This is a genomic window from Streptomyces sp. RKAG337 (assembly GCF_023701715.1).
GTDB lineage: Bacteria > Actinomycetota > Actinomycetes > Streptomycetales > Streptomycetaceae > Actinacidiphila.
Window position 1 is genome coordinate 2,731,285 of the sequence record NZ_JAJOZA010000001.1, and the last position, 14,638, is coordinate 2,745,922.

The 14,638-nt window shown below is 71.1% G+C and carries 12 protein-coding genes; 5 read left to right on the top strand and 7 right to left on the bottom strand.

Annotated features, from left to right (window positions below; genetic code table 11):
• Nucleotides 1-318: 318 nt before the first annotated feature.
• Nucleotides 319-2,085 carry an acetyl/propionyl/methylcrotonyl-CoA carboxylase subunit alpha gene (locus LNW73_RS11790; RefSeq protein ID WP_250977428.1) on the top strand — a complete coding sequence of 589 codons (1,767 nt, stop codon included), beginning with the start codon at nt 319-321 and terminating at the stop codon, nt 2,083-2,085.
• Between the two features lie 86 nt (nt 2,086-2,171).
• Here LNW73_RS11790 and LNW73_RS11795 read toward each other — a convergent pair whose 3' ends face one another.
• Complete coding sequence (locus tag LNW73_RS11795) at nt 2,172-3,599, bottom strand: MFS transporter (RefSeq protein WP_250989884.1); 1,428 nt, start codon at nt 3,597-3,599, stop codon at nt 2,172-2,174.
• Between the two features lie 128 nt (nt 3,600-3,727).
• Between LNW73_RS11795 and LNW73_RS11800 the strand changes: the two genes are divergently transcribed.
• Nucleotides 3,728-4,288 (top strand): TetR/AcrR family transcriptional regulator, encoded by a 561-nt coding sequence (locus LNW73_RS11800; RefSeq protein WP_250989885.1) that lies wholly within the window; start codon nt 3,728-3,730, stop codon nt 4,286-4,288.
• Nucleotides 4,289-4,395: 107 nt separating this feature from the next.
• Here LNW73_RS11800 and LNW73_RS11805 read toward each other — a convergent pair whose 3' ends face one another.
• Together LNW73_RS11805 and LNW73_RS11810 are read right to left on the bottom strand one after the other, a co-directional pair.
• Nucleotides 4,396-5,334, bottom strand: a complete 939-nt coding sequence (locus LNW73_RS11805) for a DeoR/GlpR family DNA-binding transcription regulator (RefSeq protein WP_250977425.1) — start codon at nt 5,332-5,334, stop codon at nt 4,396-4,398.
• Between the two features lie 170 nt (nt 5,335-5,504).
• Nucleotides 5,505-6,953, bottom strand: coding sequence for an NAD(P)H-quinone dehydrogenase (locus LNW73_RS11810; protein WP_250977424.1), 1,449 nt, complete (start codon nt 6,951-6,953; stop codon nt 5,505-5,507).
• 63 nt (nt 6,954-7,016) lie between these two features.
• On the opposite strand from LNW73_RS11810, the gene LNW73_RS11815 reads away from it, so the two are divergent.
• The 3 genes from LNW73_RS11815 (at nt 7,017) to LNW73_RS11825 (ending at nt 10,399) form a co-directional block, all read left to right on the top strand.
• Nucleotides 7,017-7,454, top strand: coding sequence for a gamma-glutamylcyclotransferase (locus tag LNW73_RS11815; protein WP_138352192.1), 438 nt, complete (start codon nt 7,017-7,019; stop codon nt 7,452-7,454).
• A gap of 147 nt (nt 7,455-7,601) precedes the next feature.
• Nucleotides 7,602-8,411: a purine-nucleoside phosphorylase gene (locus LNW73_RS11820; protein ID WP_250977423.1), complete on the top strand. Its 810-nt coding sequence runs from the start codon at nt 7,602-7,604 to the stop codon at nt 8,409-8,411.
• Between the two features lie 305 nt (nt 8,412-8,716).
• Nucleotides 8,717-10,399, top strand: coding sequence for a phospho-sugar mutase (locus LNW73_RS11825; protein WP_250989886.1), 1,683 nt, complete (start codon nt 8,717-8,719; stop codon nt 10,397-10,399).
• Between the two features lie 3 nt (nt 10,400-10,402).
• Here LNW73_RS11825 and LNW73_RS11830 read toward each other — a convergent pair whose 3' ends face one another.
• The 4 genes from LNW73_RS11830 to LNW73_RS11845 all read right to left on the bottom strand — a co-directional run bounded on the left by LNW73_RS11830 (nt 10,403) and on the right by LNW73_RS11845 (nt 14,613).
• Complete coding sequence (locus LNW73_RS11830; RefSeq protein WP_250989887.1) at nt 10,403-11,227, bottom strand: phosphate ABC transporter ATP-binding protein; 825 nt, start codon at nt 11,225-11,227, stop codon at nt 10,403-10,405.
• A gap of 17 nt (nt 11,228-11,244) precedes the next feature.
• On the bottom strand, nt 11,245-12,156 hold the full coding sequence (locus LNW73_RS11835; RefSeq protein WP_250989888.1) for a sortase: 912 nt from the start codon (nt 12,154-12,156) through the stop codon (nt 11,245-11,247).
• A gap of 217 nt (nt 12,157-12,373) precedes the next feature.
• Nucleotides 12,374-13,522 carry an Ig-like domain repeat protein gene (locus LNW73_RS11840; RefSeq protein ID WP_250989889.1) on the bottom strand — a complete coding sequence of 383 codons (1,149 nt, stop codon included), beginning with the start codon at nt 13,520-13,522 and terminating at the stop codon, nt 12,374-12,376.
• A gap of 113 nt (nt 13,523-13,635) precedes the next feature.
• Nucleotides 13,636-14,613: a substrate-binding domain-containing protein gene (locus LNW73_RS11845; RefSeq protein ID WP_250989890.1), complete on the bottom strand. Its 978-nt coding sequence runs from the start codon at nt 14,611-14,613 to the stop codon at nt 13,636-13,638.
• Nucleotides 14,614-14,638: the final 25 nt, after the last annotated feature.

A 14,638-nucleotide genomic window follows, 5' to 3' on the forward strand; every position in this document is an offset into this window, starting at 1 on the left:
TAACGGGTACGCCGCGCGGCAAGGTCCATGACCCCACCACCCTTTCGGGGTGGCGGACCAGCAAAGATTCCACCCCCTATTCGTGGAGAACCCACAAAGGATCCGGCATCCTGCCCTTGGTCACGCAGAGAGACATGGGCCACACCAAGGCCCCTGGGGCACCTGGACGAATGGGGTCGTACCGTGGATTTAGCAGGCACTCGGGCGCTCGACCGGCGCTCGAATCACCCTCCGTGTGGGCAAGCTCACCTGTAGGGGTGACTCGGCATGAAGTGTCGTCAGTAACTAAACTCGGCTTGTTTCAAGGAGGGAGCCATCGTGCGCAAGGTGCTCATCGCCAACCGCGGTGAAATTGCAGTCCGCGTCGCCCGCGCCTGCCGGGATGCCGGGATCGCCAGCGTAGCCATCTACGCAGACCCGGATCGGGACGCGCTGCATGTCCGCGCGGCCGACGAGGCCTACGCGTTGGGCGGTGACACCCCGGCGTCCAGCTATCTGGACTACGCCAAGGTGCTGGCCGCCGCAGCCGAATCAGGGGCGGACTCGATCCACCCCGGGTACGGATTCCTGTCCGAGAACGCCGAGTTCGCCCAGGCGGTGCTGGACGCCGGGCTGACCTGGATCGGACCGCCGCCGCAGGCGATCCGCGATCTCGGTGACAAGGTGGCGGCCCGTCATATCGCGCTGCGTGCCGGTGCCCCGCTCGTCGCGGGTACCCCGGACCCGGTCGCGGGCCCGGACGAGGTCGTCGCGTTCGCCCAGCAGCACGGCCTGCCGGTCGCCATCAAGGCCGCCTTCGGCGGTGGTGGGCGTGGTCTGAAGGTCGCGCGCACCATCGAGGAGATCCCGGAGCTGTTCGACTCCGCGGTCCGCGAGGCGGTCGCCGCCTTCGGGCGCGGCGAGTGCTTCGTCGAGCGCTACCTGGACCGGCCGCGGCACGTCGAGACGCAGTGCCTGGCCGACAGCCACGGCAACGTCGTGGTCGTCTCCACCCGTGACTGCTCGCTGCAGCGCCGCCACCAGAAGCTGGTGGAGGAGGCTCCGGCGCCGTTCCTGACCGATGAGCAGAACGCCGAGCTGTACCGGGCGTCCAAGGCCATCCTCAAGGAGGCCGGCTACATCGGCGCGGGCACCGTGGAGTTCCTGGTGGCCGTGGACGGCACGATCTCCTTCCTGGAGGTCAACACCCGTCTGCAGGTCGAGCACCCGGTCACCGAGGAGGTCTCCGGCATCGACCTGGTCCGGGAGATGTTCCGGATCGCGGACGGCGAGGAGCTCGGCTACGGCGACCCGGTGCTGCGGGGTCACTCGATCGAGTTCCGTATCAACGGCGAGGACCCGGGTCGCGGCTTCCTGCCCGCTCCCGGCACCGTCACCACCTTCCAGCCCCCGTCGGGCCCCGGTGTGCGGCTGGACGCGGGCGTCGAGTCCGGCTCGGTCATCGGCCCGGCCTGGGACTCGCTGCTCGCCAAGCTGATCGTGACCGGGGCGACGCGGCAGCAGGCGCTGCAGCGTGCGGCCCGTGCGCTGGCGGAGTTCCGCGTCGAGGGCATGGCCACGGCCATCCCGTTCCACCGCGCGGTCGTGGCCGACCCGGCGTTCGCCCCCGAGCTGGGCGGATCCACCGAGCCGTTCACCGTCCACACCCGGTGGATCGAGACGGAGTTCCAGAACACCATCACGGCGTTCGCGCCGGTCGGTGGCGAGGACGACGAGGCCCCGGCCCGCGAGACGGTGGTCGTCGAGGTCGGCGGCAAGCGCCTGGAGGTCTCCCTCCCGGCGTCGCTCGGTGTCGCGTCCATGCCGGTCGGCCTGAACAAGAAGGCGCCGCGCCGCGCCACCACCAAGAAGGCCGGTTCGGCCGCTTCCGGTGACTCCCTGGCATCCCCGATGCAGGGCACCATCGTCAAGGTCGCGGTCGAGGAGGGCCAGGAGGTCAACGAGGGCGACCTCGTCGTCGTTCTGGAGGCCATGAAGATGGAGCAGCCGCTCAACGCGCACCGCTCCGGCACCATCAAGGGCCTGACGGCCGAGGTCGGCTCCTCGGTCACCTCGGGCGCGCTGATCTGCGAGATCAAGGACTGATCCCAGGACGGATCTCCGGTCAGGTGAACTGACGATGCCGGGCGGGCCCGATCGGGCCCGCCCGGCATTTCGCTGCTCCGGCACCCTCAGCGTTTCGAGGGCACCCGTACGGCCAGGACGAGCAACAGGGCCAGGCCGGTGAAGACGGCGGCCGCCGCGAAGGCGGCGGTGGCGCCCGCCGTGAAGACCTCCCCGGCACCCCCGCCGGCGTGCCGGGCCGCGGTGCCGAAGACCGTGACGAGGATCGACAGGCCCAGGCTGCCGCCGATCTGCTGCATCGTCTGCAGCAGTCCGGACGCCGAACCGGCGTCTCGCGGCTGGACGCCCGTCAGGATGAGGGTGTTGAGCGGCATCATCGTGAAGCCGACACCCACCCCGATGAGGGCCAGCGGCCCGAGCAGCGCGCCCGCGTATCCGGTGCCCGCGTCGAGCTGCGAGAGCCACAGCGTCCCGCTGAGCGAGAGCAGGGCGCCGGCCGACGCGACGCGCTTGGCGCCGAAGCGGGCCAGCGCGCGCGGGGCGGTGCGGGCGGCCACGAAGAGCGGGGCGGCCAGCGGGAGGAAGGCGAAGCCGGTCCGCAGCGGGCTGTAGCCCAGTACGCCCTGCAGGAACTGGGTGGAGAAGTAGAAGACCCCGAACATGCCCGCCGGGATGAGCAGCATGCAGCCGTAGGCCAGGGCCCGGTTGCGGTCCGCGAACAGCCGCAGCACGACCAGCGGCCGCTCGGCCCGTACCTCGTTGACCAGGAACGCGGCGAGCAGCGCGGCCGCCGCGCCGAAGGTGGTCAGCGCCCGGGTGTCGCCCCAGCCCTGGTCGGCGACGCGGATGAACGCGTAGACGAGCGAGGCCATGCCGAGGGTGCCGGTGAGCGCCCCGGCGACGTCGAACCGGCCGCCGGGGTGGCGGGCCGTCTCGGCGACGTAGCGCGGGGCCAGCGCGGCGATGGCGAGCCCGACGGGGATGTTGATGAAGAACACCCAGCGCCAGGAGCCCCATTCGGTGAGCATCCCGCCGACGATGAGGCCGACGGCGGAGCCGGCGCCGGAGATCGCGGAGAACACGCTGAGCGCGCGGTTGCGCTCGGTGCCCTCGGTGAAGGTGGTGGTCAACAGGGCGAGGGTGCTGGGCGCGGCCAGTGCGGCGGCGGCTCCCTGGGCGCCACGGGAGACGAGCAGCAGCGTCGCGTCGGTGGCGAATCCGCCGGCCACCGAGGCGGCGGTGAAGGCCAGCACGCCGATGATCAGGGCCCGGCGGCGGCCGATGAGGTCGCCGATCCGGCTGCCGAGCAGCAGCAGACCGCCGAACGCGAGGATGTAGACGTTCAGGATCCAGGACATGCCGGTGGAGGAGAAGCCCAGGTCGGCGCCTATGCCCGGCAGGGCGACGTTCACCACGGTCGCATCCAGCAGCAGCATCAGCTGGGTGCCGACGATGGCGGAGAGAGCGAGTAACGGGTGGTGCCGCCGGGTCGGGGCGGGGGCGGTGAGTGGAGCCGTGCTCAAGGATGTGGACATGCTGAGTAGACCTCCAGAGAGGCAGAAACGGAGGTGCCTCCGCAAACTATACGGAGGACGCCTCCGGTTCTACAATGCCATTCTGGGATCCTGGATTTCCGGGATCGGACCTTGGGAGGCGAGTGGCGATGCGGGCAGACGCGCAGCGCAACTACGACCGGTTGCTGGCCGAGGCCCGACAGGCCTTCATCGTGCACGGCACCGACGCGTCGCTGGAGGACATCGCACGCCACGCGGGCGTCGGCATCGGCACCCTCTACCGGCACTTCCCCGACCGCTACGCGCTGATGAACGCGGTCTTCGAGCAGGAGGTCGAGCTGCTGACCGTGCGCGCGGACGAACTGCTGACGGCGGACTCACCGACCGACGCGCTCGTCCGGTGGCTGCGGATGGTCGCCGTCCACTCCACCATGTACCGCGGGCTGGCGGCGGCCATCATGGCCGCGGGCGACGCGAAGATGGTCGCGTGCAAGGTGCCGCTGCGCGCGGCGGGCGGGGCACTGCTGGAGCGCGCCCAGCGGGCCGGTGAGGTACGTACGGACGCGACCATCGCCGACCTGCTCAAGCTGACCAACGCCATCGTGCTGGTGGCCGAGAAGGACCCGGAACGCCAGGCGATCTTCGACCGGCTGATGGACCTGACCCTGCACGGCCTGCGCACCCCGGCAGGAGTCACCACGCAGGCGTGACGCCACGGCTCCCGTGACCAGGACTCTCCGCGACCCACGCCGTTCCGCGACCCGGGCCTTTCACGACCCGGGTCCAGGGTCCGTCGGGATCTCTCCCCGCGGCGTCCCTAACGGCGCCGCAGGTCGGCGATCCTGGCTGCCTGCTGGTCGGCCGCGATCGGCGTCGCGCTGCGCAGCGGCGGCTGTCCCGGGTGCGGGTGCCTCCGGGGCGCGGGCATCGGCATCTCGCGGCGCGGCCGGCCGGCCGCGATGGCGTCGGCCCCCATCAGGGACGCGACGGCGACCTGCACTCCACGGTCCGCCAGGGCCTGGAGCTCGGTCGCGCTGCGGTCGTCACCTGGCGGCGGTTCGTCCGTCACCAGATGCGTGATCAGATCGGTGGGCACGGTCTGGAACATGGTGTCCGCGCCCAGTTTCGTATGGTCGGCCAGGACGACGACCTCCGCCGCCGCCTGCACCAGCGCCCGGTCCACGCTCGCGGAGAGCATGTTGGACGTCGACAGACCGCGCTCCGCGGTCAGTCCCGCGCCGGACAGGAAGGCCCGCGACACCCGCAGTCCCTGGAGGGACTGTTCGGCGCCGCTGCCGACCAGGCCGTAGTTGGAACCGCGCAGAGTGCCGCCGGTCATGACGACCTCGACCCGGTTCGCGTGCGCCAGCGCCTGCGCCACCAGCAGGGAGTTGGTGACGACGGTCAGTCCCGGGATCCGCGCGAGCCGGCGGGCCAGCTCCTGCGTGGTGGTCCCGGCGCCGACCACGATGGCCTCGCCCTCTTCGACGAGACTCGCCGCGAGATCGGCGATGGCCGTCTTCTCCGCGGTCGCTAGATGGGATTTCTGCGGAAAACCGGACTCCCTGGTGAAGCCACCCGGCAAAACCGCACCGCCGTGCCGGCGGTCGAGCAGTCCTTCGGCCTCCAGAGCGCGCACGTCCCGCCGTACGGTCACTTCGGAGGTCTGGACGACACGGGCGAGCTCACGGAGCGAAACCGCTCCGTTGGCCCGCACCATTTCGAGGATCAATTGGCGACGTTCTGCAGCGAACACGAAACTGACAGTAACGCCAACGACCGTCTGCTTTCAGCACTTTGCGCCACTTAACCGAAGTCGTGCACAAAAGAGACCATCGGGTGGTAGAGCCTTTAGGGCTCCACCACCCGGTTACCGTCCGGTCATCTCCCGGCCGCAAACCACGCCCGGAACCCCGCGCCCGACGGCTACAGCTCGCTCGCCGTCTTGCGGGTGTGCAGCTGGCGGGCCACCTCGGCGATCGAGCCCGACAGGGACGGGTAGACGGTGAACGCGTTCGCGATCTGCTCGACGGTCAGGTTGTTGTCGACCGCGATCGAGATCGGGTGGATCAGCTCGCTGGCGCGCGGCGACACGACGACGCCCCCGACGACGATCCCGGTGCCCGGCCGGCAGAACAGCTTCACGAAGCCGTCCCTGATGCCCTGCATCTTGGCGCGCGGGTTCCGCAGCAGCGGCAGCTTGACGCAGCGGGCGTCGATCCGGCCGCTGTCGACGTCGGCCTGGGTGTAGCCGACGGTGGCGATCTCCGGGTCCGTGAAGACGTTCGAGGAGACCGTCTTGAGGTTGAGCGGCGCGACCGCGTCGCCCAGGAAGTGGTACATCGCGATCCGGCCCTGCATGGCGGCGACCGAGGCGAGCGCGAAGACGCCGGTGACGTCACCGGCCGCGTACACGCCGGGCGCGGAGGTGCGGGAGACCTTGTCGGTCCAGATGTGGCCGGAGTCCTTGAGCTTGACGCCCGCCTCCTCCAGACCCATTCCGGTGGTGTTCGGGATGGCGCCCACCGCCATCAGGCAGTGCGAGCCGGTGATGACCCGGCCGTCCGCCAGGGTGACCTCCACCCGGTCGCCGACCCGCTTGGCGGACTCGGCGCGCGAGCGCGCCATCACGTTCATGCCGCGGCGCCGGAAGACGTCCTCCAGGACGGCGGCGGCGTCCGGGTCCTCGCCCGGCAGCACGCGGTCGCGCGAGGAGACAAGCGTCACCTTCGAGCCGAGCGCCTGGTACGCGCCGGCGAACTCCGCGCCGGTCACACCGGAGCCCACCACGATGAGCTCCTCGGGGAGCTCGTCCAGGTCGTAGACCTGCGTCCAGTTCAGGATCCGCTCGCCGTCCGGCAGCGCGTCCGCCAGCTCGCGCGGGCGGGCGCCGGTCGCGATGAGCACCGCGTCGGCCGTCAGCGTCTCCGACGTGCCGTCCGCCGCCTCGACGACGACACACCGGGTGCCACCTGCGGTCTGGCAGCCCTCCAACCGGCCGCGGCCGCGCATCACCCGTGCGCCCGCACGGGTGACGGAGGCGGTGATGTCGTGCGACTGGGCGAGCGCCAGGCGCTTCACCCGCCGGTTCACCTTGCCCAGGTCCACGCCCACCACACGCGCCGCCTGCTCCAGCGGCGGGGTGTCGTCCGCGACGATGATGCCCAGCTCTTCGTACGAGGAGTCGAAGGTGGTCATCACCTCGGCGGTGGCAATCAAAGTCTTCGACGGGACGCAGTCGGTGAGTACCGACGCCCCGCCCAGACCGTCGCAGTCGACGACGGTCACCTCCGCGCCGAGCTGCGAGGCAACGAGCGCTGCCTCATATCCGCCGGGTCCGCCGCCAATGATCACGATCCGAGTCACGTACCCCATTGTCCCGCACGCGCCAAGCGTTCACTTACAGGGGGCTCACCTCCCTCCCGTACTCTCGTCCTCATGTCGCTCTACGCCGCCTACGCAGGCAACCTCGACGCGCGGCTCATGACCCGCCGCGCCCCCCACTCCCCGTTGCGCGGCACCGGCTGGCTGGACGGCTGGCGGCTCACCTTCGGCGGTGAGCAGATGGGCTGGGAAGGTGCCCTGGCGACCCTGGTGGAGGACCCGCTGCGGCAGGTCTTCGTGGGGCTGTACGACATCGCGCCGATCGACGAGGAGTCGATGGACCGCTGGGAGGGCGTACCGCTCAGCATCTACCGGCGTACGACCGTTCGGGTGCACACCCTGGACGGCGAGGTCGCCGCCTGGACGTATGTGCTGAACGACTACGAGGGCGGGCTGCCGAACGCCCGCTACCTCGGTGAGATCGCGGACGCCGCGGAGTCGTGCGGCGCGCCCCACGACTACGTGATGGAGCTGCGCAAGCGCCCCTGCTGAACCGCCGGCACCGCGGCCCGCCACCCGTCCCGGCGGTGTCCTAACCTCCCGCCGGCGCGGTCGTCAATCAGCGGATCATCCGAAATTCCGAGGACGCTCCGCTGGGACGTCTACGCGCGTAGGCCGGAACCGGATACCCTCGTGCGCGTGAACGCTTCTGTTAATCCCGACCCGTACGGCGCCGCCGATGCCGCCGCCGCCCGCCTGCGCGAGCTCACCGGCGCCGAGACCCATGACGTCGCCCTCGTCATGGGCTCGGGCTGGGTCCCCGCCGCCGACCAGCTCGGCACCGCCGACGCCGAATTCCCGATCACCGAGCTCCCCGGCTTCCCGCCCCCCGCCGTGGCCGGCCACTCGGGCAAGGTCCGCTCGGTCATGATCGGCGGCGTCCGCGCCCTGGTCTTCCTCGGCCGCAACCACCTCTACGAGGGCCGCGGTGTCGCCACCGTCGTGCACGGTGTCCGCACCGCCGTCGCCGCGGGCTGCAAGACCGTCGTCCTCACCAACGGCTGCGGCGGACTGCGCCCGCACTTCCGCCCCGGCCAGCCGGTCCTGATCAGCGACCACATCAACATGACGGCGACCTCGCCGATCGTGGGCGCCAACTTCGTGGACCTCACCGACCTGTACTCCCCGCGGCTGCGCGCGCTGTGCAAGGAGGTGGACGACACCCTCGAGGAGGGCGTCTACGTCCAGCTGCCCGGCCCGCACTACGAGACCCCGGCGGAGATCGGCATGGTCCGCGCCATCGGCGGTGACCTCGTCGGCATGTCCACCACGCTGGAGGCCATCGCCGCCCGCGAGGCCGGCGCCGAGGTGCTCGGCATCTCCCTCGTCACCAACCTGGCGGCGGGCATGACCGGCGCGCCGCTCAACCACGAAGAGGTCCTCGAAGCCGGCCGCGAGTCCGCCACGCGGATGGGCAGCCTGCTGGGCCAGGTCCTCGGCCGGCTGTAGGACTGCGTCCGGCTTTGGGCCGGCGGATGCTCTCGGGTGCCTGGCCTGCCAGGCACCCGAGAGCATCCGCCGCGCGGAACAATCCGCAGACGGCTCCCGATCAGGAGCTCTTGTGACTCCTCCCCCTCGCCAACGAGGGGCTTCTCACTCGGCCCCGCGGAGCCTCATGACGGCCAAGCCCTGACGGCTTCCGCTGAGGGAAGGCCGGCAACCATACCTGCAACGCTGCGGCACTCCGGGTCGCAGGAATCAAGAGTCGCTTCAGCTCCGGCCTGTCAGCCGGGGAACCCAGCGAAGGAGTTCTGATGGGAATCGACAAGCCCCAACTGCTGCAGCAGGCACGCACCTGGCTCGGCGAGGACCCGGACCCGGACACCCGGGCGGAGCTGGAGGCGCTCCTGACGGCGGTGGAGGCCGGTGACGAGGCAGCTGCGGCCGGGCTGGAGGAGCGGTTCTCCGGGACGCTCCAGTTCGGCACGGCCGGGCTGCGCGGCGAGGTCGGGGCCGGCCCGATGCGGATGAACCGCTCGGTGGTGATCCGGGCGGCCGCGGGCCTCGCGGGCTATCTGAAGGCGCAGGGGCAGACCGGCGGCCTCGTCGTCATCGGCTACGACGCGCGCCACAAGTCGTACGACTTCGCGCGCGGCACGGCGGCCGTGATGACCGGCGCGGGCCTGCGGGCGGCGCTGCTGCCCCGCCCGCTGCCCACCCCCGTCCTCGCCTTCGCCATAAGGCACCTCGGCTCGGTGGCCGGCGTCATGGTGACCGCGAGCCACAACCCCCCGCAGGACAACGGCTACAAGGTCTACCTCGGCGACGGCTCCCAGATCGTGCCGCCCGCCGACGCGGAGATCGCCGACCAGATCGAGGCGGTCGGCGCGCTCGCCGATGTACCGCTGGCCGCGGACGGCTGGGAGGTCCTCGGCGACGACGTCATCGACGCCTACCTGACCCGGGCGGCCGGCGTCGTGGCGCCGGGCGGCCCGCGCGACGTGTCCGTCGTCTACACACCGCTGCACGGAGTGGGCCGCGAAGTCCTGATGGCGGCCTTCGCGCGCGCCGGCTTCCCGGCCCCGACGCCCGTCGCCGAGCAGGCGGAGCCCGACCCGGACTTCCCGACCGTGGCCTTCCCCAACCCGGAGGAGCCGGGGGCGATGGACCTGTCGTTCAAGGCCGCGCAGTCCCTCGGCCCGGACATCGTCATCGCCAACGACCCGGACGCCGACCGCTGCGCCGTCGCCGTCCCGGACCGCTCCTCGGCGTCCGGCTGGCGGATGCTGCGCGGCGACGAGGTCGGCGCGCTGCTCGCCGTCCACCTGGTGAACAAGCACGCGACGGGCACCTTCGCCGCGTCCATCGTGTCGTCCTCGCTGCTCTCCAAGATCGCCGCCGCGGCCGGGCTGCCCTACGAGGACACCCTCACCGGCTTCAAGTGGATCGCCCGCGTCGACGGCCTGCGCTACGGCTACGAGGAAGCGCTGGGCTACTGCGTCGACCCCGCCGGCGTCCGCGACAAGGACGGCATCACCGCCGCCCTGCTCATCGCCGAGCTGGCCGCGTCCCTCAAGGAGCACGGCCGCACCCTCGACGACCTCCTGGACGACCTGGCCCTCGACCACGGCCTGCACGCCACCGACCAGCTGTCCGCGCGCGTCGCCGACCTCTCCCTCATCGCGGACGCCATGACGCGGCTGCGCGAGAAGCCTCCGACGGTCCTCGCGGGCCTCACCGTCGCCTCCGCCGAAGACCTCGCCGAGGGCAGCGAGCAGCTCCCGCCCACCGACGGCCTCCGCTACACCCTGGCCGGCGACACGGCCTCCGGTGTCGAGTCGGCCCGGGTGATCGTGCGCCCGAGCGGCACCGAGCCCAAGATCAAGTGCTACCTCGAGGTCGTCGTCCCCGTCACCACCCTCACCGAGGCCCGCACCACCGCGGACACGGTCCTCGCCGCCCTCAAGAAGGACCTGGCGGCCGCCGCCGGCATCTGAGGGTCAGCCGAAGCGGCCGTTGACGTAGTCGGTGGTGCGCGGGTCCTGCGGGTCGCTGAACATGGCGTCCGTGGGACCGTGCTCCACGATGACGCCCGGCGTGCCCTGCTCGGCGAGGAAGAACGCGCAGGAATCCGACACCCGCGCGGCCTGCTGCATGTTGTGGGTGACGATCACGATGGTGACCTCCGACGAGAGGTCCGCGATCGTCTCCTCGATGCGGCGGGTCGACGTGGGGTCGAGCGCCGAACACGGCTCGTCCATCAGCAGCACCCGCGGCCGCACCGCCAACGACCGCGCGATGCACAACCGCTGCTGCTGCCCCCCGGACAGCGCGCCACCGGGCTGCCGCAGCCGGTCCTTGACCTCCTTCCAGAGCCCCGCCCGCGTCAGACACTCCTCGACCAGCTCGTCCCGCCCGGCCCGGGTGGACTTGATCCCACCGAGCTTCAGCCCGGCGAGCACGTTGTCGTAGATCGACATCGCGGGGAACGGGTTCGGCTTCTGGAACACCATCCCGATCTGCCGGCGAGCACTGGTGATGCGGCGCCCCCGGTCGTAGATGTCCTCCCCGTCGAGCAGCACCTGCCCGGCGAGCGAGGCGGACCCGATCAGCTCGTGCATCCGGTTCAGCACCCGCAGGAACGTCGACTTGCCGCAGCCGGAGGGCCCGATGAGGGCGGTGACCTGGCGCGCGGGCATGGTCAGCGAGACGCGGTCGAGCACCTTGTGATCGCCGAACCAGGCGGAAACAGCGTCGGCCCGCAGCGTGGCAGCGCCTTCCTCCCCGCTCTCCGTGAGAACCGGAAGTACCTCGGTATCAGTCATCGTGCAGAACTCCGTTCTCAGAGCAGATTGGGCAACAGACAGGTCGCGGCCCCGGACGCGGCGACCCCGAGGGCGGTGAGCACGGGCACAGCAGTGATCCAGGTCTGCCAGCGCCCCCAGCGGCGATGCGTCCACACGGTGAGCAACGCGGCCGCCAGCAGCGCCTGCGACCACAGATAGACCGACAACCAGGCGTCGTTCTCGGTCCCGAGCGGCTTCTCGGCGGCATCGATCCAGCCCGCCCGGCGCGGCCGGGGCGGACTCGGCTGCGTCTCCGACACCAGATCCGCATCGACCCGGACCACCCCGGACGGCGTGTACGCGCCCCCGGTCGCGGTGATCAACGTCAGCCGCCCCTTGCCCGCACCCAGAACCGCGGGCAGCGGATCACCGTCCCCACGGATCCCCGTGACCCGGTACTCGGCGGTGGCCTGACCGGTCGTCACCTTGATCACCGCACCCACCGGCAGCCGGGCAACATCGTTGAACGGCCCCCCGTACCCCCACGCCCGCCCCATGATCTGGCTGGTGCCCGCCTGCCCGGGAAACGGAGTATCTCTCCGGTGCCCCGGCCCCGACCGCAGCACACCCGACGTGGTCCCCTCGAAGACCACCTGCCTCAGCCCGAGCGCCGGAATCCGCAACAACGCCATGGGCGCGCCCGCTTCCAACGGCTTACCGTCGAACGTCGTCTGCCCCACCGGCGCGGTACCCATGGCGAGCTCCGCGCGCAGATCGTCGTACGCGGTGCGCTGATCGCGCGCGTGCTGCAGATGTCCCACGATCGTCAGATTGGCGGCGAAGCCCAGCAGCAGCGCCGCGAGAACACACAACGCGGCACCCGCCAACGCGATACCGGGCGCCGGCCGTTCGGCGACGGGCTCCGGGGACCGCACAGGGGGCGGGGCGGGAGGGGCAAGCACGGTCACGGGGATGCGCTCCTCGGTAGTTGGGAGAGGACCTGAAGGGCGGCCTTCAAGTGCGACCGACGGACACCGGCGGCTTGAACGGAAGGGGGACGGGCCCGCAGGGGGTGGTTCGAAATGCTGCCGAGCTATTTGTGGGCCGCCAGGCCCGTAAATAGTCGATTTCGAACCACCCCCCGGAGGGACCGGCCCCCGCCCCCCAACGGCCGGTGGGAAGCAGTCAGCGGTGCCGAGGAGAACCGAACGTCAACAACCCACTCCGCCGCGCATGCCGCACGAACACGACACCCGCCACAGCCAGCACAGCAGCCGCCACCCCCAGCGGCAGCGCCGCCCCGGCACCGGTATGCGCGAGGCTCCCGTTGCCACCCGTCGCACCGCCGCCGGAACTCCCGCCCGTACCGCCGTCACCAGACGTACCGCCGGCGCCCGACGTCGTGTCACCCGTCGTCCCGGACGCCGTAGGCGAACCCGTATCCGTAGCCGTGGGCGACCCCGTGTCGCTGGGCGACGGAACCCCGGTGTCAGTGGGGGTCGGAGACCCCGTATCCGTATCCGTATCCGACGGCGTCGGCGACGGCGACTGCGTCGCATCCGTGATCGTGTACGTCACGACAGCAGACGTCGACGCCACGAACGCCGCCGGATCCGCCGGCGTGAACCGCGCCGTCAGGTCATGCGCGCCCGCGGCCAGCGCGGACGTCTTCACCGTGGCCTGCCCGGCGACCACGTCCGCCTCCCCCACCCCCGTCGCGCCGTCGAAGAACGCGAGCTTGCCGACGGCCCCCGCCGGGTCGACGGCGCCCGTCAGCGTCACCTCGGCGCCTGCGGCAGCGGTGCCCGCCGGGCTCGCCGTCAGGGTGGTGGCGGTGGGCACGGCCTGGGACTTCACCGCCCAGGTGTCACCGGTGCTGGTGATGGTGGTGGAGAAGCCGGCGGGCGCCGCGTCCCCGGTGCCGTTCCAGCAGGTGACGCGCAGCTCGTGGTCCCCGTCGGCGACCGGCGCGCCGATGACGTCCGCCAGGGTTCCGCCGATCGCGTCGTAGGTGAGGGTGAAGGGCCCGGTGTCGAAGCCACCGGACTCCCGGGCGCCGGGGATGGTCACGGCGGAGCCGTCCGGCATGACGAACTGGAGGGCCGCCGACGCGCCGAAGCCCGCCGGGCAGCCCGCGGAGGTCCGCAGGGACGTCAGGAACGGGTCGGCGGTGAGGTCGCCGCCGGCCGACGTCGGCGCGAACGTCCCGGCGCTGTCACCGGTCCCGGCGTGCGCCGACGGAGCCGCGCCGAACAGGGCGGCCGCGGCCGCGAGGAGGACCGCCGCCAGCGCGAACAAGGCGGCCGGGACTTTCCGTGGTGCGATGACGATCATGGTGGCGATCCCCCCAAGGGATGTACCGCGGTCAGGACGGAAGCCGGGCGCCTGTGAGGCGCCCGGCCGTCGAACGGGGTGTCAGGTCGAGTCAGGTCAGCTCCGGTACAAGGTCACTTCTCGCCCTTGACCGTGGTCGCGCCGCAAGCGGTGCCGAGCGAGCCGAAGCCGTAGTTCTGGATGACGGTGGTCTGGGCGCAGACCTTCGACGTCGTGCCGACGAAGGTGGCGGAGATGAGCGCGTCCGTGAGCTTCGCGGTCGGGACGACGTTGTAGACGTCGCGCACGATCGGGAAGGAGGTGTTCAGGACGCCCGAGGTGGTCGGGGCCACGCCGTTGACGTTGCGCAGTACGGACGAACCGCGACGGTTCGGCACGTTCGGCAGGCTCTTGCCCTGCGCGATGTACTGGGCGATCGAGTACGGCATGATCTGGCTGTTGTTGGTAAGGGCCAGGCCGTTGTTCTCCTGGATCGTGCCGTTGACGCACGAGCCGATCGTGGCGTCGGTCAGGCCGAGGGTGTTCAGCCAGAACTTCCGCGTGCCGGAACCGGTCTGCGGCAGCAGCGGCTGGAGCGTCACGCCGTTGAGCGACGTCAGCGTGCACTTGTAGATATCGGTCAGCTGGGTCTTGGTGAGGTTCGTCGGCAGTGCGCTGAAGGAGCGCGTGGCGTAGGTGACGCCGTCCTTCGCGAACGGGATGAAGGTCAGGTCCGTGGTGCTGGTGTCCGACGGGCCGCTCGAGGAGCGCGCGAAGTCGAGGCAGCCGGTGCTGTTGTCCACGGCGTTGTTCAGGGCGGCGATACCGGCCCCGGAACCGTCGGGGCGGGCGAGGGTGTCACAGCCCACCGCACGCGTCTTGATGGGGGAGGTTCCGGTCGCGTCGTAAGAGGCGATGATCTTGCCGCTCGCGTTCGTGACGACGTCGCCGAGACCGTTCACCACGTCCTGGGTGGTGTCGGAACCGACTCCGGCGAGCTGCCGGTACTCGCCGGCCGGCGGGTTGGCCGCGGCGGGGATGGCCATGGCGGCGAGGCTGATGGCGGCAGTCGCGGTGATGAAGCCGATACGAGCGCGGGACTTGACGTTCACTTCTGTTCTCCTCCGAATAAACGGA